Origin of the sequence: Ruegeria sp. R14_0, assembly GCF_017743975.1 — a bacterium.
Taxonomy (GTDB): domain Bacteria; phylum Pseudomonadota; class Alphaproteobacteria; order Rhodobacterales; family Rhodobacteraceae; genus Ruegeria.
The window spans coordinates 498,664-521,164 of record NZ_JAGHRC010000001.1; the positions used below are offsets into that span (position 1 = coordinate 498,664).

Genomic DNA, 22,501 nt, shown 5'->3' on the forward strand with positions numbered 1-22,501 from the left:
AGTCCTCTGGTTTGAGTTTGTTCGATTACAGCGCTTCCGGGCCGGTTTCACCGGTCCGGATACGAATGGCTTGTTCCACAGGCGATACAAAGATCTTGCCGTCACCGATCTTGTCGGTTTTGGCTGCCGCAACGATGGCGTCGATGGCCGCATCGACCTGATCGTCGTCCAACACGACCTCGACCTTCACCTTGGGAAGGAAATCAACGACGTACTCTGCGCCGCGGTAAAGTTCGGTGTGACCTTTCTGACGGCCGAAGCCTTTGACTTCGATCACGCTGAGACCCTGGACGCCGACGTCCTGCAGCGCTTCTTTCACTTCGTCGAGTTTGAACGGCTTGATGATCGCTTCGATCTTCTTCATCCCGGGCTCCCTTTAACTCTTGTCAGTTTGGCACTGACCACGTCTAAATTCGGTCGGCAATGTGATTGCGAAATTGGTCCCGGTTGGGCGCTTAGAAAACAGGCGGCAGGTCAAATTTTGATCGGTTTGCACAAAAAGTAAGCGAAAGTGAATCGCTGAGGGAATTAGAATGACGGAATTGCTGACTGCAGCGCAGATGCGTGCCATCGAACAGGCCGCAATCAAGTCTGGCGAGGTGACTGGTCTGGAACTGATGGAACGGGCTGGCCGTGGCGTTGTCGAGGCGATTTTCGAAGAATGGCCGGAACTGGCAAAAACCTCTGGTCGCGCGGTGGTGCTGTGCGGACCGGGGAACAATGGCGGCGACGGATTCGTCGTTGCGCGGTTGCTGAAAGAATGGGGCTGGGAGGTCGAAGTAATTCTGTATGGCGACCCGGAAAAGCTACCGCCGGATGCGCGAACGAACTATGAGCGATGGAAAGAGCAAAGCGAGGTCGCGGTTCGTCAAATCAATCCACCTCCTTTGGTCGATGACTACCTGAAGTTTCCGCCTGAATTTGACCTTGTTATTGATGGATTGTTCGGAACCGGTTTGACGCGTCCTTTCCAAGGAGTTTTCACGCTGTTGGCTTCCGAAGACGCAAGGCACCTGATGCGGCGCCACGGCGCGCGCGTTGTGGCAATCGATGTTCCAAGCGGCCTATGCGCCGACAGCGGCCGCGTACTTGGAAGTGTTATCGAGGCTGACCTCACTGTTACGTTCCATGACATGAAAGTTGGCCACATGATCAACGATGGCCCCGTAAATTGCGGCCTGGTTCGGACCAAGCCAATTGGGCTTCAGCGCCAAATGTCCAATAAAGTGGTTCAGCTTGTATCCAATATGAGTGTTCCGTGGACCAAGACAACGAGGGATCACAAATACTCTCACGGGCACGCACTGATCTTGTCGGGTGGTTCGGGCAAGACCGGCGCAGCACGTCTGGCTGCCCGGGGCGCATTGCGTATCGGGGCTGGGCTTGTGACGCTTGGTGTTCTTCCGGCGGCCCTGCTGGAGGTCGCGGCGCACGTGACCTCGATCATGTTGCGGCGAATTGAAGATGGGGGTGTGCTGTCGGAAATCCTGGAGGATGATCGCCTGAATGCTCTGTGCCTCGGGCCGGGGTTGGGGCTGCATCGTGCGCGGGAATTGGTACCGGTCGCCCTTGAGGCCGGGCGCGCGACGGTATTGGACGCGGATGCACTGACGGCTTTTGCGGATGATCCCGCCGATCTGTTTGGTCAACTGCATGAGAATTGTGTTTTGACACCGCATGGCGGCGAGTTTGCGCGGCTGTTCCCCGATATTGCCGAGCAGCTGGCCGCTGTCCCAACTACAGGCCCCGCGTGCTCTAAGGTCGACGCGACGCGCGAGGCCGCCAAGCGGGCAGGGTGCGTGGTTCTGTTCAAGGGGGCGGATACGGTGATTGCGGCACCGGATGGGCGCTGTGCAATCAACGCGGCCCACTATGATCGTTCGGCGCCATGGCTTGCAACGGCGGGGTCCGGTGATGTGCTGGCCGGGTTCATCACGGGGCTGTTGGCACGTGGTTTCGCCCCAATGCAGGCAGCAGAAACCGCAGCGTGGCTCCACGTGGAATGCGCACGTCAGTTCGGGCCGGGCTTGATTGCCGAGGATTTGCCTGAACAATTGCCCAAGGTTTTTCGAAACCTGGTCACATAGTGAATGGGCGGAAAATGGCCGCTTTTTTGTGCGGTCGGCAAGAAATAGCCACACGTATATGCATTAATGCATGTCATTCTTTTTGAAACACATTCCGCAGAGTGGCAGACTTGAAGAAAGAATCCCCATCCTGCGAAGGCTTGGAGATTAAATATTTGAAAAAATTTGGAATTTACTTCCTGCCGATTTGAGCCGTGAGGCAGAAGTCCTGAGTGCGAGTTATTCGGTTCTTTGGGTCGTGGGCTGTCACATTGGCTTCTCTTTTTGGCGGTATCCACAACCGTAACGTTGATGGTGAAGAAAATGACAGTGAAATTGAAAGTTCTCCCGGTGGCTGCGGTTTTTTCGGCGACCACTGCGATCCCTGCCTTTGCTGACCTGAAATACCAAAACAACAGTGGTGGTTCGGTCGAGCTATATGGTCAGTTCGACCCGGTGATCGTCTCGGTCGACGATGGGCAGGAAACCGAGACACGTTTGCTGGACAATGACCTGTCCAACAGCCGCGTGGGTCTGCGCGTCATTCAACCTTATGGCAGCAATGAGTTCATGTTCCGGTTCGAGTCGGGTTTGGGGCTGCCAAGTACTGCCACGGCAAACCAGAACGGAACCAACACCAATGGTTGGACACGGTCGGATATCCGTCATGTCGATTTCTCACTCAAGGGCGGGTACGGCAAGTTCTCGGCCGGTCAGGGCAGTATGGCCTCGGACGGGGCTGCGGAAACTGACCTGTCCTATGTCGGGACCGCGCTCTATTCCTTCACGAACGACGAAAACGGTGCCTTCTTTTATCGCGGTGCGGACGGCGTTCTAAGTGACATTACGGTGGGCGACTCGTCCAGTAACTTTGACGGTGGTCGCCGGGGCAGGATCCGGTACGACACGCCGGATTTCAACGGCTTCTCGGCCGCGATAGCCTATGGTCAGAACATTCTGTCCAGCAGCGATGACGACGACTACTATGACATCGCCTTAAAATACGGGAACACCTTCGCAAATGGGATCGAGTTCGCGGCCAGTTTTGCCTATGCTGTCCGGGACTTTGACGATGGTTCCGGCGAGCAGAGGGACACAATCGGGTCCGCTTCGGTGCTGCTGCCAAGCGGTTTCAGTTTTACCGCAGCTCTGGGTTCGCGGGACAATACCTCGGCCGGTGCAAGTGATCCGGACTATTGGTACACCAAGCTGGCCTATGAAGGTGACTGGGTGTCGTGGGGCAAAACCGGCGTAGGTATCGACTATTTCGATGGCTCGGATTTCGAAAACCAGGGCTCCAGCACCAAATCCTGGGGCATTGCTGTGGTACAGCGCATCGATGCGATCAACACGGATGCCTACCTGAAATACCGCAACCACGATTTCGATGACACGGTCGATTTTGACAAGAACGAAGCCTGGGTGCTGGGTGCGCTCTGGAAGTTCTGACGACGTTTCACATTAACTGCAGGCGCCCCGGTCTTGTCCGGGGCGTTTTTTTGTTCAAATCCGCGGCAAAACAAGGCTGACCCGGCCATTGCCCCTTGCACGCCGGCGGCTGTGCAAATAGAAGGCGTCAAATTTGCCCGGCGCGCCGTTTTGCGCGCCCCGAATCCTATGGGGACTACCATAATGCAGGTTACCGAGACGCTGAACGAAGGTCTGAAACGCGGCTACAATATCGTCGTATCCGCAGCCGAGCTGGACGACAAAGTTAACGAGAAACTGGTCGAAGCGCAGCCGGAAATCGAGATGAAGGGTTTCCGCAAAGGCAAAGTGCCGATGGCGCTGCTGAAAAAGCAATTTGGCCAGCGCCTGTTGGGCGAAGCGATGCAGGAAAGCATCGACGGTGCGATGAACAAGCACTTTGAAGACAGCGGCGAGCGCCCGGCGCTGCAGCCTGAGGTCAAAATGACCAACGAAGACTGGAAAGAAGGCGACGATGTCGAAGTTGCAATGTCCTATGAGGCACTGCCCGAGATCCCCGAAGTTGACCTGAAATCGGTCGAGTTGGAAAAGCTGGTTGTCAAAGCCGATGACGCAGCCATCGAAGAAGCGCTGAACAACCTGGCCGAAACCGCTCAGGACTTCAAAGCGCGCCGCAAGGGTTCCAAAGCCAAGGACGGCGATCAGGTTGTGATCGACTTTGTTGGTAAAGTGGGCGGTGAAGAATTCGAAGGCGGTTCGGCCGAGGATTATCCGCTGGTTCTGGGTTCCAACAGCTTCATCCCCGGCTTCGAAGAGCAGCTGGTTGGCGTGAAGGCTGAAGAAGTCAAAGATGTCGAGGTGAAGTTCCCCGAGGAATACGGTGCGGAGCACTTGGCCGGTAAAGACGCCGTTTTCACCTGCACCATCAAAGAGGTCAAAGAGCCGGTTGCGGCCGAGGTTAACGACGAACTGGCCACCAAGTTCGGCGCAGAAGATCTGGAAGCCCTGAAGGGTCAGATCGCCGAGCGTCTGGAGGCGGAATACGCCGGTGCATCGCGCGCGGTCATGAAACGTGCTCTGTTGGACGCACTGGACGAGAAAGTCTCGTTTGACCTGCCGCCGTCGCTGGTTGAGGCGGAAGCCAAGCAGATCGCACATCAGCTGTTCCACGAAGAAAACCCGGACGTAGAAGGCCACGACCACGGTGAGGTCGAGCCGACCGACGAACACAACAAACTGGCAGAACGCCGTGTGCGTCTGGGCCTGCTGCTGGCCGAGCTGGGTCAGAAGGCCGAGGTCGAAGTGACCGATGCCGAGATGACTCAGGCAATCATGAACCAAGCACGTCAGTACCCTGGTCAGGAACGTCAGTTCTTTGAATTCGTTCAGCAGAACGCACAGATGCAGCAGCAACTGCGCGCGCCGATCTTCGAAGATAAGGTCATCGACTACGTGTTTGAACTGGCTCAGGTTGCTGACAAAGAAGTCAGCAAAGATGACCTGCAGAAAGCCGTTGAGGCACTGGACGAGGAGTAATCCTCGTCTGCCCATCTCCTGACGGGCAAAAAAATACGGAGCCGTCTGAAATAAGACGGCTCCGCTTTTGTGGCTTTAACTTATGAGGTGAGGGGGTCAGGCCTCATGAGCAAAAGCACGGGGGGAACTGAGCAGAGCATTCTTTTGCTCTGGTGTGAACCGGTCTGAAAGCGCTTCGATCAGCTTCAAGACAGATTCAACTTCTTCTTTGGACGTTGCAGCATTCATCTGCTCGACGAAGTACTTTTCCAGCTGGCTCAGGGGCTGGTGATCGTAGTTCGCGGCATTTGCCTTGACCTTCGACTTCTCGAACAGTTCAAGCGCTGCGTCTTCGCTCAGAAAGACATCATGTTCGATGCCTGCATAGTCGCGAATTCCGGAAATACGTTCCTCTGAGCAGTCCATAAGAGCGGCCATCGCCACCACCTTGCCCATCGGTTTAGCAGTGCCAAGGTAGTCATACGGAGCATTGCCCGAACGTTGCAGTACGCGGTTCATGACCGGATCGATCACGGCGATCGAGTCCAGCACGCCAGCCGTCTTCGCATATTCGAAGGATCCGATCATCACTTCGCTGGTGACATAGGAAACTGAGTTCACACCTCGACCACGGCCGAGTTTCTTGGTGTCGACGCAGAAACGGGTCGCTTCCCAGACCTGGGCGCTGCGGATTGGCGCTTCGCCATCCAGGATCGAATGGAACACGTCCGACAGCATGTGCGGCCCGGTCGTCTGCAGCAGTCTCATGCACCCAACAACGTTCCCCTCGTCGTTGATGCTGACTACGTGTGCAGGATGAAGGTCGTCGAAATGGTCGCGCTCGCGCCCGTCGACGATATTTACGTCCCAGCCAAGCCTATCGCCAAACACGCGCGCGCGAAGTTTGTGCATCTCATCCAAGACATCTTTAAACTTATGTTGGTTAATACCATCAATTACGATGATCATTTCCATCCCCCTACAGTCTGGTTACCGTAAGTAGGAGGTTAACCAAGTTTACGTCTGAAACTATTGGGGGTTTCCCGTATTTTTGATCTTTTTTGATTATCCGGGGGCAATTAGCCCAAGTCCGATCGCGCGACCGATGGCCTGAGGTGTTGTCAAAGCCCCCAGTTTTTCACGCCCTGATCGCATGTGAACTTCAACGGTTCGGTGCGAAATTGACAGAATGTCACCAATGTCCTGCTGGGATTTGCCGTCGGCAACCCATTGCAGAATCTCTTGTTCACGGGTCGAAAGGGCCGGAAGATACAGCGCTTTGGCCAGCAGGCCGGACTGCATCACAGTATCATGCGCCTGAACAGCAGCCATCTGCAGGTCTCCCATGACATGTTTTTTCAGCTTTTCCCATTCGGCGTCCGAGCAATTGCGGGTCACGTTCAGCAGCCCACATTCTCCATAAGGCCCACGCACCGGAACAGTTAAGCCGCGGGACGTAATGCCAAAATCATGCGCATCGCGAAAAACCGAATGGAACTTTTCGTCGTGGTTGAAACGTCCCCAATCCACAGGCGCGATGCTGAGCGCGGATTGGTACAAAGTGGGGTCGAAATGGTGAAAGCCTTGACTTCCATAGTGAATTTTCCATTCGTCAGGGTAGTTTGCATAGCCCTGAACGTCACCTTTGACAGGGTTGAAAGTGGCATAGGACGCGTAGTCAAAGCCAAGCTCTTCGCAGACAGCATTAATGATGTCGGCTGCCGACTTCTCTTCGTGGTCGATCGCGGCCAAGTCTACTAGTTTCACCTGTCCAACCCTTGCGGAAGGCATTTCTTTCCCCAAAGAAATGCCATATCTGTCCATTTCAGTGTGTACGTTGCGTCAAGTTAGGTACTTGACGCAAGCTAATTATGTAAAACGCCTAAGCATATTGCGTGGTTCTGGCAACATAGTGCGAGGGTGTCTTTTGGGGGTATAACTTCAGCCCGCGCACTCTTTTGCCAGTTTGTTTACCTAGCGTCATCTCGAAACCAGACCAGTCTCAACCAGCATACCGCGTGCTTTTGCCTCGGGGTAGTAACCTTTGGCATAGAGGAAAATGGCGCGTTTCTGGTCGCCATCTGACAATAGCCAGGCGCCCCGCAAGTACTTTCCGGCAAACTCCAGGTTGGTGTCTGCGTCCAGTAGTCCCTGCGGTGTTCCGGTGTATCCCATCGAGCGCGCAGTGGCCGGCAGAATCTGGAGCAAGCCGTAGTAGGGACGATTCACTGCCCAGGGCCGGTGCGTGCTTTCGCGAATGGCCAGCTTGTGCACCAGCTCTCGGGGCAGTTCATAGTGATCCGCCCACTTGTTGATCGACGCGCGCAGTTCTGGCGTCTCGTTGGGATAAAGTGGCGGGTCGAATGTCGCTTCCCGGGTGCTGGGTTCGCTGCCACAGGCGGCCAGCGTGGGCACGGCCAAAAGTGCAACGAGCAAGGTGCGACGCGTGTATTGGGGCATTTAAAGTCTCCGATGGGGGTCGGAATATGATAAACCAGCCATGCGCAACCGCAAGCTGACCTGTAGCCCACGCGCTGAATTACGCCGGGTTGTGTCGCTTGTTCGCCCTGTTTCACTGTCTAGGATATCAGTCCGACGCGGTTACGCTTCGACCTGGAACCACAAGATGACATCGGCAAACCAAATCTTGTTCTCTGTCGCGCGGAACTGAACGGTGTTGTTGATCCCCGGGTTCAGAACGGTTCCGGGGAAGGCCTCCCATAATCCGCGAATGTCGCCGCCGGACATGGACGGGCCATAAATTAGAGTATCGTTGATCTCGATCTGGAACGCCCCTCCGGAAGGTGTTGCCCAAGCCTTGAAGGCGAGGATCGGTTTGGCTCGGTTGGTTCCGATGATCAGATTGGACGGAATCGGGTCGCTGAAAGTCTGGCTTTCGCCGGGGTTTAATGAAAATGAGCCGTCGTTCACGACGATATAGTCGCACAAAGATGCCATGACGCTTTCTCCTGTCGGATCGCGGTCCGCCCAGATGCGCGATCACGCAAACAAATAACTAAAATGAACTTCAAAAAAATGCGGCAGGGGCGGCAGGGCCGCGCGACCACAGCATAGCATATTTTCCAAGTGATTGCTGTATCCGGCCTTGGTGGTGCCTTTGCCTTGGCCAGGTCATAAAAAAAAGCCGCACCTTTCGGCGCGGCCTTTCATTCATTCAAGAGTAGCCAGATCAGGCTTTGGCTTCGTCTTCTTCAGCCGGTGCTTCTTCGGTAACCAGATCGTCGTCTTCGGAAGCTGCGGAACCGATATCGTCGAACAGTTCGGCGATTTCGAATTCAGCGGCGGCTTCTTCTTCAGCGGCCAGTTCCTGGATCGACTTGCCCGATGCCTGCAGTTCGGCTTCTTCTTCCGAGCGGGCAACGTTCATCTGGATTGCAACTTCGACCTCGGGGTGCAGTTTGACTGCCAGCGAGTGCAGACCCAGTTCCTTGATCGGTGCGATCAGGGCGATCTGCTTTTTGTCGACGGTGAAGCCTGCTTCGGTTGCAGCGTCTGCGGCGTCACGCGGGGTGACCGAGCCGTACAGAGCGCCAGCATCCGATGCCGAGCGGATCACGATGAACTGCTGACCGTCCAGCTTTTCAGCCAGAGCTTCAGCTTCTTTCTTGGTTTCCAGGTTGCGGGCCTCAAGCTGGGCTTTCTGAGCTTCGAACGACGCGATGTTGGCGTCCGATGCGCTCAGCGCTTTGCCTTGGGGCAGCAGGAAGTTGCGGGCGTAGCCAGGCTTGACGTCAACGACGTCGCCCATCTGACCCAGTTTCGCAACGCGTTCCAGAAGGATAACTTGCATATCAGTCTCTCCTTACTTCACAGCGTAGGGCAGCAGGGCGAGGAAGCGGGCGCGCTTGATAGCACGGGCCAGTTCACGCTGCTTTTTTGCCGAAACGGCCGTGATGCGCGAAGGAACGATCTTGCCACGCTCAGAGATGTAGCGCTGCAGCAGACGGGTGTCTTTGTAGTCGATCTTCGGCGCGTTGTCGCCCGAGAACGGGCAAACCTTGCGGCGGCGGAAAAATGGTTTTGCGGCCATGGTAAATGTCCTTTCGTCAGGCGTTGATCAACGGCGCTCGCGGCGGCCTTCGCGCTCATCGCGCTTCTGCATCTGGACCGAGGGGCCCTCGGCATGCTCGTCGACCTTGATGGTCAGAACGCGCATAACGTCGTCATGCAGGCGCATCAGGCGTTCCATTTCCTGAACGGCGCCAGCAGGGGCGTCGGTCTTCAGGAAGGAATAGTGGCCTTTGCGGTTTTTGTTGATCTTGTAAGCCATCGTCTTGACGCCCCAGTACTCGCTGTCGACGACGTTGCCGCCGTTGTCAGCCAGAACGGTGCCGAAATGTTCGACAAGGCTTTCTGCCTGCGCGTTGGACAGGTCCTGACGCGCGATCATTACATGCTCATACAGTGGCATGTGCACTCCTGTTTCTATCAAGGCGCATTTCAAAGGCAGGGCCATTCAACCCTCCGCGACCCGGCCACGAGAGGCTGCGCGATTCATAACTCTTGCGAAGGATGGCCCCGTATACACCATTCGGCGCGGGGGGCAAGCCCCGCGTAAATGCCGTGGTGAAGCCGCGCTATTAACATCCAATTAACATTGCGCCGCCCAATTCCTGACGCTTTTCGGCTCAAAGTTGTTTTGCATACCGGGGACTAGCCGGAACGACCAAACAAAGGCGGCAACCTTATACAAGGTACAGTGATATGACGGCGACGAACACGAATACCTTCGACAAGTCTGCGAAAAACGCGACTTACGACCAATCGGTTCCAGTTCTTGTGGCATTTGCACCGAACTGGCAGGCCAGAACCATTTTGGCGCGCTTTGTTGGAGCGTTCCTGATCATTATGGCATTCTCAATGTGGTTGATGCCCGGTGCGGTCATGGCGACTGAGGTTTGGCCGATCAAACTGGCGGCGTCGTTGATGTTCCTGCTGATCGGGGTCAGCCTGTTGACGGTTCAGGTTCTGGATCAACGCCCGGATGCGTATTTCGACCCGATCCGCCGCGAAGTTCGGGTACTGCAGAAAAACGAAAACGGCCGTCCGCAGACAGTACTGCGCCGCAGCTATGACACCCTGGGTGGTGCGCGGTTCGCAGACGATCAGGTGGAACTCTTTGACGTGGATGGCAGCTTGTTGATGAAACTGCCGCTGCAATCGGCGGATGTTAGCCGAGCGCTCAAGGGACAATTGAGTGGAAGTGTAACAATCTTCGCCTAAATTCTATTCTGTTCACCTGAGAACAGAAAGTGTGAGCGAATATGACTTGTGTGCTGCCTCAGGGCGGCACATTTTCGTTACCGAGCATGCCTATTGGTTTGCATCCACAATAATTTGGAGATTGTCATGAAATCCACCCTTCTTGCTGCTGCACTGGCCGTATCGGCGACCTCGGCATTTGCCAGCGCCGAGAAATACGTTTTGGACCCCAGCCACAGCCAGGTCATCTTTAGCTACAACCATCTTGGGTTTTCGACCACCTACGGCATGTTCTCGGGCTTTGAAGGCGAGATCATGTTCGATCAGGAAGACCCTGCTGCCTCTAGCGTGACTGTGTCGATGCCGGTTGTTGAAATGATCACCGGTTGGAAGCCGCGCGAAGATCACTTCATGACCGAAGACTTCTTTGGCGTGCAAGAGGGCGATCTGATCACCTTCACCTCGACTGGTATTGAAGTTACCGGTGATAACACCGCGAACATCACCGGCGATCTGACCATGAACGGCGTCACCAAGTCGGTCGTACTGGACGCGAAGCTGAACCAGGTCGGTGATCACCCGATGGCAAACAAACCTTGGGCGGGATTCGACGCGACCACCACATTGGTTCGCAGCGATTTCGATCTCGGCCAATTCGCACCCTTCGTGGGTGATGAGGTCGAGGTTCGCATCTCGGTCGAGGCACAGAAAGCCGACTAAGTCGACCTGATCTGACAATAAAGAACCGCCGGGATCGATAGACCCCGGCGGTTTTGTTTTGGTGAAGTTAGATTTTATTGCCCTTGGTTAGCCGTCAGCTCAACATTCACCGTAACGCCAAAGGCCAGAGACTCTTCGGTCGGTTGCGACGTGCCGACGTCAAAATCAAGCCGGTTCAACTCTAGCGCGCCTTGCATCTTTGCGATGCCGTCCTGCAGGTCCAACTCGAACGGGAGGACAACGTCCATCGACTTGTCCCGGATAGTCAGAGTGCCGCGCGCTTCGTAAGCCAGATCGGTTTTGAAAAGATCAGCGGTGAATTTGGCGGTAGGGAACTGCGCACTGTCAAAGAAGTCCGCCCCAAGCGCCTGTTGCGTAACCGTGCCAATGGTCAAAGAGCCGATCGCCACAGTCACATCAACAGTCCCGGCAGGGCCCGGTTCTGCGGGTTCGTCAAAGGTGATCGCTGCGGTCCAATCCGAAAACCCGCCGGTCACCGGGCTGCCCAACTGAGTTATGGTAATCCCCAGCGTGCCCTCCTGCACCTGCCAGTCGGACTGGACTGCATCCAGCTCGGCCGAGGCGTGATCGCCCGCAGGATGCGCCGAATAGGCTCCGTCAAACCATCCGATACCAAGCGCCATAGCCCAGATCACCAAAGCGGCAAGTGCGGGAACCGGTGAGTGCCACTGTTGGGGCGGCTCCGGCAGTTCGACCCGTCCGGGCAGCATACGGCGCAGCGTGCTGTCCTTGTCGATCACGTGGTGCTTGAGCGCGCCGGCGATGTGCAGAACCAAGGCGCCGACCAGCACCAGCATCAGGACAAAGTGCAATCCACCGGTTGCTTCGGCCAGGGCGGGGGATTTGGGCACAAAGGGCAGGTTTTGCCCAAACGGCCATAGGATCGGGGCAAACCCTTCCGTCGCCGCATGGTGGATCCAGCCGGTCAGGGGAACCAGCACGAGCGAGCCGTACAGAAGCCAATGCACGGTTTCGGCGGCAAATGCCTCGGGCTTGTTGTCGGCGTTCAGCAGGCCGGGTTTGGGCTGACTGATCGCCCAGAGGATGCGGGCGAGGGCCACGAAAAACACCGTAACACCGATTGTTTTGTGAAGTGAAAACAGCTGGGCCGCTTGCTGCAGATCCTCCGGCGTCGTTGGGATGGCCGGGTCTTCGATGGCATGGGCCAGCCGGGTTGCGAACCAGCCGATGGGAAGGGCTGTCAGAATAAGCAGGGCCGTCAGCCAGTGGAAGGTTTTCGAAACACCTCCGTAGCTATGGGTGCTATTTGCAAGGGACATTGGTTTCAGGCTCCGGTCTGTTTGCTGATGCCACCCTAATTATAGGGGGGTCGGACACAATAGCTTCTGGCGCACAGGATGCGTGTTCGGATGCAGAGCTTGTGCCGCTCGTTCACTCGGTTTACACCCCGTCGCAACCTAACGTCATCCAAGAGGTTGCAATGACACGCGCGTTCGTTTTCCCGGGGCAGGGTGCCCAAACCATTGGCATGGGTAAAGCACTGGCCGAGGCATACCCGGCCGCACAGGCCATTTTCGATGAGGTCGACGACGCGCTGGGCGAAAAGTTGAGCGATCTGATCTGGGAAGGCGACATCGCGGACCTGACGCTGACGCAAAACGCACAGCCTGCGCTGATGGCGACCTCGATGGCCGCGATGCGCGCGTTGGAGGCCGAAGGGGTCTCGGTCACGGACGCGGCGTTTGTGGCGGGGCACTCGCTGGGCGAATACTCGGCACTGGCGGCCGCCGGTGCACTGTCGGTCGCGGATACCGCGCGCCTGTTGCGGACCCGTGGACAGGCCATGCAAAGCGCTGTGCCAGTTGGTGAGGGCGCGATGGCCGCCATTCTTGGATTGGACCTTGAGGCGGTGCGCGCTGTCGCAGACGAAGCCGCGCAGGGCGAGGTGTGTCAGGCCGCGAATGACAACGATCCTACACAGGTCGTTGTTTCGGGCGCTAAGGCCGCCGTTGAACGCGCCGCTGAGATCGCCAAAGAAAAAGGCGCGAAGCGCGCTGTGATGCTGCCCGTTAGTGCTCCGTTCCATTGTGCGCTGATGCAACCTGCGGCGGATGTGATGGCCGAGGCGCTGGCCGCGGTTGAAATCAAGGCCCCGGCGGTTCCGCTGGTCGCCAATGTGCGCGCTGAGGCCGTGAGTGACCCGGATCTGATCCGGCAATTGCTGGTCGAGCAGGTCACCGGTTCTGTTCGCTGGCGCGAGAGCGTTCAGTACATGGCCGCGCAGGGCGTCACTGAGACGTGGGAGATTGGCGCGGGCAAGGCGCTGTCGGGCATGATCCGCAAGATCGACCGCGCGATTGCGGGTAAGGCTGTTGGCACGCCGGACGACGTGCAGAATGTGGTTCAGAGCGAATCGTAAGAACAATGTGCGACGGAAGTTGCGCTGCAAAAGGAAGATCGAATGTTTGATTTGACAGGGAAGAATGCGCTGATCACCGGTGCGTCCGGCGGGATTGGTGGCGAGATCGCGCGCGTGCTGCATGGCGCAGGGGCCACTGTTGCGCTGTCGGGCACACGGGTTGAGCCGCTTGAGGCACTGGCCGCCGAACTGGGCGAGCGGGCCCATGTTCTGCCGTGTAACCTGAGTGATGGTGAGGCGGTCGCCGCGCTGCCCAAGCAGGCGGCCGAGGCGATGGGGTCCGTTGATATTCTGGTCAACAACGCCGGGATCACGCGGGACAACCTGTTCATGCGTATGTCCGATGAAGAATGGCAGAGCGTGATCGACGTGAACATGACCTCGACCGCCAAGCTGTGCAAAGGCGTCCTGCGGGGCATGATGAAGGCGCGCTGGGGTCGGATCATCAACATCTCGTCTGTGGTGGGCGCCACCGGCAACCCCGGTCAGGCGAACTATGCCGCATCCAAGGCGGGTATGGTCGGCATGACCAAATCGCTGGCTTACGAGGTTGCGAGCCGTGGCATTACGGCGAACGCGGTTGCGCCGGGTTTCATCACGACGGCCATGACCGACAAGCTGACGGATGATCAGAAAGCCGGCATTCTTGGGCAGGTTCCCGCCGGTCGCATGGGCGATGCATCCGAAATTGCCGCGGCAGTTCTGTATCTTGCCAGCCCCGAAGCCGGATATGTCACCGGAACAACCTTGCATGTTAACGGCGGTATGGCCATGTTGTGAGCGCGGACCGAGGCAGATGCGAAAGCGTTTGCCTTGAGCGTTGTCTATGCTATAGGCGGCGCATAAATGCTGAGGTCGACCAAACGGTCGGCCTTCTACTTTCCCGGTCAGCCGGGACCCAACCGCCCGCATCGGGCAAATCAAAGCCAGCCTGAGCGGGCAAGGGCAGAACCGGGCACTAGGCCCTGAAAACGGAATGAGGAATAGACATGAGCGACGTCGCAGATCGCGTTAAAAAGATCGTTGTTGAGCACCTGGGTGTTGAAGAAGACAAAGTGACCGAAAACGCGTCCTTCATCGACGATCTGGGCGCAGACAGCCTGGACACTGTTGAGCTGGTTATGGCCTTCGAAGAAGAGTTCGGCATCGAGATCCCTGATGACGCAGCCGAGACCATCCAGACATTTGGCGACGCCGTCAAATTCATCTCGGAAGCCTCCTAAGAGCTTCGAAATCTTAAAAAAGCGGCGCTTCCGGGCAACGGAGGCGCCGTTTTTTATGTCTGCAACGATTTCAGGCTTGCAAGGTGCCGTTTTCGTTCGCACCCTTTTGCCCGAGGCACATAATTCTGAGCGGGCAGGGCATGATACGATCCACCCCGATGATCAATACGGCCCGCTTGACGCTGTGCGCCATGCGGCCAGAGGATTTTAACCGGTTCGCCGAGATTTGGCGGAACCCCTGCATCGTGCGGCATATCGGCGGCAAGCCACGTTCGCGCGGAGAAGCGTGGGATTCCTTCCTGCGCAACGCAGGACACTGGCAGATGGCGGGATTTGGCCAGTGGGCTGTGGTCCAGCAGTCGAATCGGCAGATGATCGGCCAGGCCGGGTTCTTTTACGGCAATCGCTCGATTGGCGAGGACTTCGACACATTCCCCGAAGCCGGTTGGATTCTGGTCCCCGAGGCACAGGGCCAAGGGTTGGGGTACGAGGCCGCGCAGGCCGCGCATGACTGGTTTGACCGGATCATGCCCGGGCCATTGGTTGCGATGGTCAATTCAACTAATTCCGCCTCACAAAAGCTGGCCGACAAGCTGGGCTACACGCCGATGCGCGAATGCGAGTTCAACGGCAGCGAGGTCACGCTGCTGCGCCGCAACGGGCCGCCGCCGCGCCACTAGCAATCTGAGACTTTAAGAATGCCGCAAACTGCGCTTGGTTTGCCGATCCCGGTCAAAACGGGCCGAGCTTGCGCGTGTATGGTACTCTGGTTTGGCAGAGCGATTGAGCAGAGGAGAAAGCTCATGAGGATTTACCCCACGATGGAATTGCAGAACGGCCGGTGCGTCACACTGGACAAGGGCCGTCTGGAAAACGCGATGATCTGGCATGTGAATCCAACGGAGACGGCGCGCAGCTGGTCTGCGGCCGGGGCCACGTGGATGCACCTGACGGATTTCGACGCGATCGAAGGCCGCGATACCAATTCAGAGCTGGTCGAGGATATCATCCGCTCGTCTGAGATGTCGGTGCAACTGGCTGGCGGCATGCGGACGCGGGAGCAGGTCGAGTACTGGATCGACAAGGGCGCGGGACGCATCGTGATCGGCACGTTGGCAGCCTGGGATCCGAACCTGGTCAAGGAATTGGCCAAGCTCTACCCCGATCAGATCGTTCTGGCCGTGGATGTCTGGCAAGGGCAGGTCATGACAGAAGGTTGGCGCAGCCAGAGCGCGTTCACGCCCGACGCCTTCATCAAGGCGTTTGAAGGCACCCCGTTTGCGGCGATTCTGGTCACCGACATTGATAGCGACATTGAAGATGTCGACGCGCAACTGGGTCTGATTTCTGGTATTGCCGAGGTGTCGCGGACGCCGGTGATCGCGAGCGGTGTCGTTCGGACTGCCGATGACATCTCGCGTCTGGCGTATGTGAACAACATCTCGGGCGCGCTTGTTGGACGCGCATTGTTCCGCAAAACTATAGACTTGGCTGACGCGCTTGCCGTCGCCGATCAGGCCCACGAGCCAGTGGCCGAGTTCCAGTAATTCGTCCTTACACACCTTTGCCCCGCCTCTTTCCGATATCTGAAAGAGGCGGGGCATTTTCTTTCGGTACAAGGCGCATGGATAGACGACCCGGCAGAATGGTGCCGGTGCGGAATGCGCTGTTGCTCTTGCCCCCGGACCCCGGGCCGGGGTATGAGCGGTTCTCAAATAGGAAGCAGGCAAGAGGCATTTCATGCGCAGAGTCGTTGTAACCGGTCTGGGATTGGTCACTCCTTTGGCCAGCGGGGTCGAGGAATCCTGGTCGCGTTTGCTGGATGGAGAATCCGGCGCGGGCCCGATCACGCAGTTTGATGCCGAAGCAAGCGGCGTCACCACGACCTATGCCTGCGAAGTCCCGCGCGGTGATGGCACCGACGGAACCTTCAACCCCGACGATTGGATGCCGCCGAAAGAGCAGCGCAAGATCGAAGACTTTATCCTGTATTCCATCGCTGCGGCCGATATGGCCTGTCAGGACGCAAACTGGTTGCCCGAGGGTGAAGAAGATCGCCTGCGCACGGGCGTGTTGATCGGTTCCGGTATTGGCGGGCTTGGCTCTATTGCCGAAACGGCAAACCTGATCCGCGACAAGGGCCCGCGACGTGTGTCGCCGTTCTTTATTCCCGGTGCACTGATAAATCTGGCATCCGGTCAGGTCTCGATCCGTCATGGGTTCAAAGGGCCGAACCATTCGGTTGTAACGGCCTGTTCAACCGGTGCACACGCGATCGGAGACGCCAGCCGCATAATCCGGGCAGGGGACGCGGACGTGATGGTTGCTGGTGGTGGCGAAGGCTGCATCTGCGAAATCGGTATTGCCGGTTTCAACGCGTGTAAGGCGCTGTCGACCAAATATGCCGATGATCCGAAAAAAGCGAGCCGCCCATATGATGTGGACCGTGACGGGTTCGTTATGGGCGAAGGCGCAGGCATCGTCGTTCTGGAAGAATACGAACACGCCAAAGCACGTGGCGCGAAGATTTACGCCGAAGTCCTGGGCTATGGAATGTCAGGCGACGCCTACCACATCACTGCGCCGTCCGAGGATGGCGATGGGGCCGAGCGTTCGATGAAAGCCGCACTGCGCAGCGCCGGGCTGGAACCGAAAGATCTGGACTACATCAACGCACACGGTACTTCGACAATGGCGGACACCATCGAGCTGGGCGCGGTTGAACGCCTGCTGGGTGAGCATGCCGGAAGTGCGACCATGACTTCGACAAAATCGGCCACCGGTCACCTGTTGGGTGCAGCTGGCGCGATTGAGGCGATTTTCTCGATCCTTGCGATCCGTGATCAGGTGGCACCGCCGACGATCAATCTGGACAATCCGGCTGTTGAAACGCCGATTGATCTGGCTCCGAACGAAAAGCGCGAGCGTGAGATCAACGTGGCGCTGTCGAACTCGTTCGGATTTGGTGGCACCAATGCCAGCGTGATCTTCGGAAAGGTCAGCTAAATGTGGCGGGCTCTTGCTTCGAACGCGTTGACCCTGTTGATCGTTGGCCTGTTCCTGATGGGCGGGCTGATCGTATGGGGGCAGTCGCAATACAAGGCCGAGGGCCCGCTGGAAACCGCTATTTGTCTGCAAGTCAGAAGCGGGTCGAACATGACCCGCGTCAGCAATGAGCTGGCAGATCAGGGGGCGATTACCAACGCCACGATCTTCCGCATGGCGGCGGACTACACTGACAAGGCCCAGCAGCTGAAGGCCGGCAGTTTTCTGGTCCGCGAAGGCGCGTCGATGGAACAGATCATCGACGAAATCACCAGCAGCGGCGCAAGTACCTGCGGGTCTGAGATCGAATATCGTATCGGTGTCACCCGCATCCAAACGCGGATCCGCGAATTGGACCCGGCCACGCTGGATTTCGTCGAGATTGCCTCCTTTGACGTAACCGACGAGGAAATTCCTGCAGAATACGCCCAAAAGCGTGAAGAGGCCGACACCCGCTATCGTGTTTCTGTGGCCGAAGGCGTGACGTCATGGCAGATCGCCCAAGGTCTGCAGGCGATTGAGCTGCTGACAGGTGAAATTTCTGAAATTCCAGCCGAGGGAATGCTTGCCCCGGACAGCTATGAGTTGTCGCCGGGTGATGATCGGAACGCCGTGTTGCAAGCGATGCAGGACAAGCAGCAACTGCGCATCAATGCGGTATGGGAAAGCCGTCAGGACGGGCTGCCCATCAGCAACCCCGAAGAGATGCTGATCCTTGCCTCGATCATCGAAAAGGAAACCGGTGTCCCGCATGAGCGCGGCCAGGTTGCCAGTGTCTTTGTCAACCGGCTGGAACAGGGCATGAAACTGCAGACAGACCCGACCGTCATCTATGGCGTCACCAAGGGTCAGGGCACGCTTGGGCGCGGTCTGCGCCGGAGTGAGCTGCGCCGGGCAACGCCTTGGAACACCTATGTGATTGACGGTTTGCCGCCGACGCCGATTGCCAATCCCGGACTGGCGAGCCTTGAGGCCGCCGTCGCCCCGGAAGAGACCAACTTTATCTTCTTTGTGGCAGATGGCACTGGGGGGCACGCGTTCGCCGAAACCCTGCAAGAACACAACCGCAACGTCGCCAAGTGGCGTGAGATCGAGGCGGAGAGAAACAGCTCGAGCAACTAAAGGGGCTGCTGCAGAGAGCAATCCTTTCACCAGAATTGTCGCTGATCATGTGCCAACGGTTGCGCGATCAGCGATACCTCAATGTCAGCTTTGAGCCCACTTTACCGAATGCTGCGGCGCAGCTAACGTGCCTCATGATCAATCTCGCCGATATCAATGCCCGCGTACTCAAACCCGTACCAGAGCTGGATTACTTCGACACTCAGAGTGCCCAATTGTGTCGTGAAATCACTCCTCTTGAGGCTTGGAACTTCGCTATGGCCGAACCGAAACCGTTTTTGAAATTAGCGTTTTGGCTGCGTGATGCGGTTTCCGGTGTGTTTGGCGTGAAGCCGATCAAGGGTTTCAGTGGTAAAGCCGCAATGGATGTAACAGTCGGAGATTACTTGGACTTTTTTGTAGTCGAGTACTTTGATGAGAAAACGTTGGTTCTGACCGCACGAGACCGCCATCTTGATGTCATGACCTGCGTTTCAACTAATGGCCCTGCTGTCAGGATCACATCATCAGTTGAGGTCCACAATTGGTTCGGACATGCGTACATGATACCTGTCGGCGTCGCACATAGATGGATCGTTCGGGGCGATCTCAAACGCTTACAACGCAGAATGAACAAATAACCGAATGTCAGCTAAGTCTGCGCATCCGGCGTTTGAGATCAAAACACCCTCGCAAATTCTTGCGAGGGTGTTTTCCTTGCAAGGCCCGTTGCACCTTGAATTGTTTTGACGGTGCGGCACTTCTGGGAAGTGACTCCGCCGGAAAACACGGCCCGTTTTCTGCGGCTTATGCTGCAGGGCGACGGCGGGGTCTGCGGCGTTTGGAAGGGCCAGGTTTTGACGCTCCGTTTGCTGTTTTGGGCTTGACCCCGCGGCCGCGGAACCCGCCGCGTTTGCGGGGCTTCTTGGGTTCGGCCTCGGCGGGCATGGTGCCGCTTGCCACGGGAATTTCGACCTTCATCAGTTTTTGAATCTGGAGGAACTGATCCAGCTCATCGGGGGCGCAGAATGCTATCCCTTCGCCCTCGCGCCCGGCGCGCGCGGTGCGTCCGATGCGGTGAACGTAGTTGTCGGGCACTTCGGGCAGGTCATAGTTGATCACATAGGCCACGTCCGGAATGTCGATGCCGCGCGCAGCCACATCCGTGGCGACAAGCACGTTGATCTCGCCCGCGCGGAATGCCTTGATGGCGCGGTCACGCTGCCCCTGGCTTTTGTTGCCGTGAATCGAGGCTGCGTTGAACCCGTCTTTGACAAGGTCTTTCATCAAACGTTCCGCGCCATGTTTGGTGCGCGCAAAGACCAGGGTCAGCGCGCCCATGTCCGCGGACAGAACCTCACGCAGCTTGGCAGGTTTTTCGGCGCGGCTAAGGAAATGCACCGATTGTGCAATCTTGTCGGCCGCTTTTCCCGGAGGTGAGACCTGCACGCGATGAGGGTTTGTCAGGTAGGCCTGGCTGATCTCTTCCATCTGCTTGGGCATGGTGGCCGAGAACAACATGGTTTGGCGCGGGGTGCCCAGTTTCGGGGCGATTTTGCGCAGCGCGTGAATGAAGCCCATGTCCAGCATCTGATCGGCCTCATCCAGAACCAGATGGCGTACCTGGCCGAGGTCAACGGCTTCGCGCTCCATCAGGTCGATCAGGCGGCCGGGGGTGGCGACCAGAATGTCAGTACCGCGCGACAGGAATGAGATTTGCTTGCCAATGGATTGCCCGCCAACCACCGTAGCAACGCGCAGCTTGGTCTTGCCGGTCAGATTGCGCAGGCTTTCTGCAATCTGGTTGACCAGTTCGCGGGTCGGCGCGAGGATCAAAGCTTTGGCGGTTTTGGGGGCTGGTTTGCCGGGCTGGGCCAGCAGGTGGTCGATGAGCGGCAGACCAAAGGCCAGCGTCTTGCCGGTGCCTGTCTGCGCCAATCCAAGAATGTCGTGGCCGTTCAGGGCCAACGGAATGGCCTGGTTCTGGATTGGGGTTGGTTGCGAGAAATTGGCGCGTTTCAACGCGTCATTCAGGGCCGGGGCGAGACCCAGCATGTCGAAGTCGAACAAATAACTATCCTTTGTAATCCACAAGGCTTTGGCCCTGCAGACGTCTTTTGTAGGGCCACGCAGCGCGTGACAGGCAGGGTTTCCGCGAGGCCTCGGGACGTGCAGGCGGTTCCTGCGGCATCTGGCCGTCGCTTCAAGAACCCTGCGTGATGGGGAACTGGAGAATGGTAATGGCGCTGTGGGGTCGGTTACGACCGTCGGTGTTCACGCTTCAGCGCTGTGATTGAGGCCACATGCGGTTTGCGAGGGGAATTGTCAAGCGTTCGTTGATGTTTCGGAGCGCGTGTACCATTTCGAACGCCGTGCAGAGACAGCGTTCGATTTCACGATATCTGAATTCCAGAGCATAGGCTTTATTGGTGCGTGGAGCTCCATTTATCGAGCGCTTCCAAAAACTTGGCATGTTCTCCATCACGCATCCCGATATTGGTTTCGGGGTACGGAAAATTGCGCGCAGTCACTTCACTGTGGAATTGCGAGAGCGCGTCGACCCGCTCTTCATGGATTTGTTTATGCAGCCTGCCGACATTGCCAAAGGCGTAGGCATGTTTGGGCGGCTTGTCCTCTTCGCTGGCCTCGCCGCAAATATCAGCAACAAATGAGAAAATGGCGTCTCCGGCATTGCCGGACCCCAATGAGAAGGTGACGACGGTCGTTTTTTGGTTCACCGCGGCCAACACTTCTTCGGCAAGGCATTCGACTTCGACGGCAAAGACGCCGACATCCTCCATCCGCTTCAGGGTTTCGTAGACCTTCATCGCCTCATCAGCGGTCCGGCCCCAAGCGCGTAAACCACCGCAATGATGACTAAAGGTAGGTATCAACCCAATATGGCTTTGAACCGGGATGCCGTCTTTTGCCATCCGTTCCATGACGTCCAGAGAACGCAGGGTATAGTACATGTCGGCCCCGTTCCGCATGGTTTCGTATGCGTGCGCCACAATCTCATCATCCGATCCGAACTGAGCCCAGGTCGATCCGGCACCCGTGAAGTGATTTGGGGCAATCTGGCGGACATCGGCCATCTGATCGGCGCCCACGACAAACAGGTCGATACCAGCCTCGACACAAGCCCGAAGCTCTTCATTGTTCGCAGGGTTCGCCATCGACAGCGTACGGCCGGAGCCCTTCAGGTTCTTTAAATCTGCAACCGTATAGTTGCGGTGCGCCGGGTTTCGGCTGAAGTCGTAGATGCGTTTCATATCGGCGCTCTCCTTGCATTTTGTCGAAGCTTAGTCAGCATTCCGGCGGGGTGGCAATCGAATTGTCAGACGCGCTTGAAGTCATGTTTTGTTAACGTGAAGTGTACGCTGGGTGTTGCGTCCCTGTTGCGTAAATCATTGACTTTGCGATCCTTTTCCTGTACTGATTGTGGCATGCTAGAAGAAGTGGGCAAACGGCCCCGGGGCGACCCGGTGGCCGTTTTTCGTTTCTCTCGTGCGGAGAAAACTCACGCATGAGGTCACAGGCAAACATGACTTTGATTACCCCGGAAGAGCGGATGTCCCAGACGGCGGAACTTTTGCAGTCGCTTGAGTCATCCATTCGCGGTTTGCGCCAGGCAGCGGAAGAACTGCGCAGGCAAATCGGAGCCGGGGAGGATGCAGATCTTGCTGGTTCAGCCAAGCAACTCGGGCAGTTAGAGGGGCTGATCCGAAGTTGTCAGAAAGTGGAGACAAGCTTTGTCGAACAACATCACAGACAAGCCG

General features: G+C 57.2%; 24 protein-coding genes. 13 read left to right on the forward strand and 11 right to left on the reverse strand.

The window, feature by feature from the left end; translation table 11 throughout:
* Nucleotides 1–25 precede the first annotated feature (25 nt).
* Nucleotides 26–364 (reverse strand): P-II family nitrogen regulator, encoded by a 339-nt coding sequence (locus J7416_RS02450; RefSeq protein ID WP_058274017.1) that lies wholly within the window; start codon nucleotides 362–364, stop codon nucleotides 26–28.
* 169 nt (nucleotides 365–533) lie between these two features.
* On the opposite strand from J7416_RS02450, the gene J7416_RS02455 reads away from it, so the two are divergent.
* The 3 genes from J7416_RS02455 to tig all read left to right on the forward strand — a co-directional run bounded on the left by J7416_RS02455 (nucleotide 534) and on the right by tig (nucleotide 5,030).
* Nucleotides 534–2,087 carry an NAD(P)H-hydrate dehydratase gene (locus J7416_RS02455; protein WP_209222723.1) on the forward strand — a complete coding sequence of 518 codons (1,554 nt, stop codon included), beginning with the start codon at nucleotides 534–536 and terminating at the stop codon, nucleotides 2,085–2,087.
* 303 nt (nucleotides 2,088–2,390) lie between these two features.
* Nucleotides 2,391–3,515, forward strand: a complete 1,125-nt coding sequence (locus J7416_RS02460; RefSeq protein ID WP_209222725.1) for a porin — start codon at nucleotides 2,391–2,393, stop codon at nucleotides 3,513–3,515.
* Nucleotides 3,516–3,698: 183 nt separating this feature from the next.
* The gene (gene tig, locus J7416_RS02465; RefSeq protein WP_209222727.1) at nucleotides 3,699–5,030 is read left to right on the forward strand and encodes a trigger factor; all 1,332 of its coding nucleotides are present in this window, start codon (nucleotides 3,699–3,701) and stop codon (nucleotides 5,028–5,030) included.
* 96 nt (nucleotides 5,031–5,126) lie between these two features.
* Here the strand turns inward: tig and J7416_RS02470 are convergent, their stop codons facing one another.
* The 7 genes from J7416_RS02470 to rpsF all read right to left on the reverse strand — a co-directional run bounded on the left by J7416_RS02470 (nucleotide 5,127) and on the right by rpsF (nucleotide 9,441).
* Nucleotides 5,127–5,978 (reverse strand): acyl-homoserine-lactone synthase, encoded by an 852-nt coding sequence (locus tag J7416_RS02470; protein ID WP_209222729.1) that lies wholly within the window; start codon nucleotides 5,976–5,978, stop codon nucleotides 5,127–5,129.
* Nucleotides 5,979–6,074: 96 nt separating this feature from the next.
* Entirely contained in the window at nucleotides 6,075–6,776 is a 702-nt protein-coding gene (locus tag J7416_RS02475; RefSeq protein ID WP_209222730.1) for a LuxR family transcriptional regulator, read from the reverse strand.
* Between the two features lie 213 nt (nucleotides 6,777–6,989).
* Entirely contained in the window at nucleotides 6,990–7,469 is a 480-nt protein-coding gene (locus J7416_RS02480; protein ID WP_209222732.1) for a lytic transglycosylase domain-containing protein, read from the reverse strand.
* A 141-nt stretch (nucleotides 7,470–7,610) separates the two neighbouring features.
* Nucleotides 7,611–7,967 carry a hypothetical protein gene (locus J7416_RS02485; RefSeq protein ID WP_209222734.1) on the reverse strand — a complete coding sequence of 119 codons (357 nt, stop codon included), beginning with the start codon at nucleotides 7,965–7,967 and terminating at the stop codon, nucleotides 7,611–7,613.
* 232 nt (nucleotides 7,968–8,199) lie between these two features.
* On the reverse strand, nucleotides 8,200–8,820 hold the full coding sequence (gene rplI, locus J7416_RS02490) for a 50S ribosomal protein L9 (protein ID WP_209222736.1): 621 nt from the start codon (nucleotides 8,818–8,820) through the stop codon (nucleotides 8,200–8,202).
* Nucleotides 8,821–8,832: 12 nt separating this feature from the next.
* Nucleotides 8,833–9,060, reverse strand: a complete 228-nt coding sequence (gene rpsR, locus J7416_RS02495) for a 30S ribosomal protein S18 (protein WP_005982441.1) — start codon at nucleotides 9,058–9,060, stop codon at nucleotides 8,833–8,835.
* Nucleotides 9,061–9,087: 27 nt separating this feature from the next.
* On the reverse strand, nucleotides 9,088–9,441 hold the full coding sequence (gene rpsF, locus J7416_RS02500) for a 30S ribosomal protein S6 (protein ID WP_039970775.1): 354 nt from the start codon (nucleotides 9,439–9,441) through the stop codon (nucleotides 9,088–9,090).
* A 293-nt stretch (nucleotides 9,442–9,734) separates the two neighbouring features.
* Here rpsF and J7416_RS02505 point away from each other — a divergent pair, with 293 nt between their 5' ends.
* Both J7416_RS02505 and J7416_RS02510 read left to right on the forward strand, forming a co-directional pair.
* Nucleotides 9,735–10,253: a hypothetical protein gene (locus J7416_RS02505; RefSeq protein WP_209222738.1), complete on the forward strand. Its 519-nt coding sequence runs from the start codon at nucleotides 9,735–9,737 to the stop codon at nucleotides 10,251–10,253.
* Nucleotides 10,254–10,379: 126 nt separating this feature from the next.
* Complete coding sequence (locus J7416_RS02510) at nucleotides 10,380–10,952, forward strand: YceI family protein (protein WP_209222740.1); 573 nt, start codon at nucleotides 10,380–10,382, stop codon at nucleotides 10,950–10,952.
* 74 nt (nucleotides 10,953–11,026) lie between these two features.
* Here J7416_RS02510 and J7416_RS02515 read toward each other — a convergent pair whose 3' ends face one another.
* Nucleotides 11,027–12,253: a cytochrome b/b6 domain-containing protein gene (locus tag J7416_RS02515; RefSeq protein WP_209222742.1), complete on the reverse strand. Its 1,227-nt coding sequence runs from the start codon at nucleotides 12,251–12,253 to the stop codon at nucleotides 11,027–11,029.
* A 161-nt stretch (nucleotides 12,254–12,414) separates the two neighbouring features.
* Here J7416_RS02515 and fabD point away from each other — a divergent pair, with 161 nt between their 5' ends.
* The 8 genes from fabD to J7416_RS02555 all read left to right on the forward strand — a co-directional run bounded on the left by fabD (nucleotide 12,415) and on the right by J7416_RS02555 (nucleotide 19,363).
* Nucleotides 12,415–13,353, forward strand: coding sequence for an ACP S-malonyltransferase (gene fabD, locus J7416_RS02520; protein ID WP_209222744.1), 939 nt, complete (start codon nucleotides 12,415–12,417; stop codon nucleotides 13,351–13,353).
* Nucleotides 13,354–13,395: 42 nt separating this feature from the next.
* Nucleotides 13,396–14,133 (forward strand): 3-oxoacyl-[acyl-carrier-protein] reductase, encoded by a 738-nt coding sequence (fabG, locus tag J7416_RS02525; RefSeq protein ID WP_209222746.1) that lies wholly within the window; start codon nucleotides 13,396–13,398, stop codon nucleotides 14,131–14,133.
* A gap of 209 nt (nucleotides 14,134–14,342) precedes the next feature.
* Nucleotides 14,343–14,576 (forward strand): acyl carrier protein, encoded by a 234-nt coding sequence (locus J7416_RS02530; protein ID WP_005982462.1) that lies wholly within the window; start codon nucleotides 14,343–14,345, stop codon nucleotides 14,574–14,576.
* Between the two features lie 140 nt (nucleotides 14,577–14,716).
* Entirely contained in the window at nucleotides 14,717–15,256 is a 540-nt protein-coding gene (locus J7416_RS02535) for a GNAT family N-acetyltransferase (protein ID WP_209222748.1), read from the forward strand.
* 123 nt (nucleotides 15,257–15,379) lie between these two features.
* The gene (locus J7416_RS02540) at nucleotides 15,380–16,123 is read left to right on the forward strand and encodes a 1-(5-phosphoribosyl)-5-[(5-phosphoribosylamino)methylideneamino] imidazole-4-carboxamide isomerase (protein ID WP_209222750.1); all 744 of its coding nucleotides are present in this window, start codon (nucleotides 15,380–15,382) and stop codon (nucleotides 16,121–16,123) included.
* Between the two features lie 193 nt (nucleotides 16,124–16,316).
* Nucleotides 16,317–17,582 (forward strand): beta-ketoacyl-ACP synthase II, encoded by a 1,266-nt coding sequence (gene fabF / locus J7416_RS02545; RefSeq protein WP_209222752.1) that lies wholly within the window; start codon nucleotides 16,317–16,319, stop codon nucleotides 17,580–17,582.
* Nucleotides 17,583–18,743, forward strand: coding sequence for an endolytic transglycosylase MltG (mltG, locus tag J7416_RS02550; RefSeq protein ID WP_209222754.1), 1,161 nt, complete (start codon nucleotides 17,583–17,585; stop codon nucleotides 18,741–18,743).
* A gap of 134 nt (nucleotides 18,744–18,877) precedes the next feature.
* Nucleotides 18,878–19,363 carry a DUF2867 domain-containing protein gene (locus J7416_RS02555; RefSeq protein WP_209222756.1) on the forward strand — a complete coding sequence of 162 codons (486 nt, stop codon included), beginning with the start codon at nucleotides 18,878–18,880 and terminating at the stop codon, nucleotides 19,361–19,363.
* Between the two features lie 166 nt (nucleotides 19,364–19,529).
* On the opposite strand, the gene J7416_RS02560 is transcribed toward J7416_RS02555, so the two are convergent.
* Both J7416_RS02560 and J7416_RS02565 read right to left on the reverse strand, forming a co-directional pair.
* Nucleotides 19,530–20,792 carry a DEAD/DEAH box helicase gene (locus J7416_RS02560; protein WP_209222758.1) on the reverse strand — a complete coding sequence of 421 codons (1,263 nt, stop codon included), beginning with the start codon at nucleotides 20,790–20,792 and terminating at the stop codon, nucleotides 19,530–19,532.
* 353 nt (nucleotides 20,793–21,145) lie between these two features.
* Nucleotides 21,146–21,994, reverse strand: coding sequence for a 3-methyl-2-oxobutanoate hydroxymethyltransferase (locus tag J7416_RS02565; protein ID WP_209222760.1), 849 nt, complete (start codon nucleotides 21,992–21,994; stop codon nucleotides 21,146–21,148).
* Between the last annotated feature and the right edge of the window lie 507 nt (nucleotides 21,995–22,501).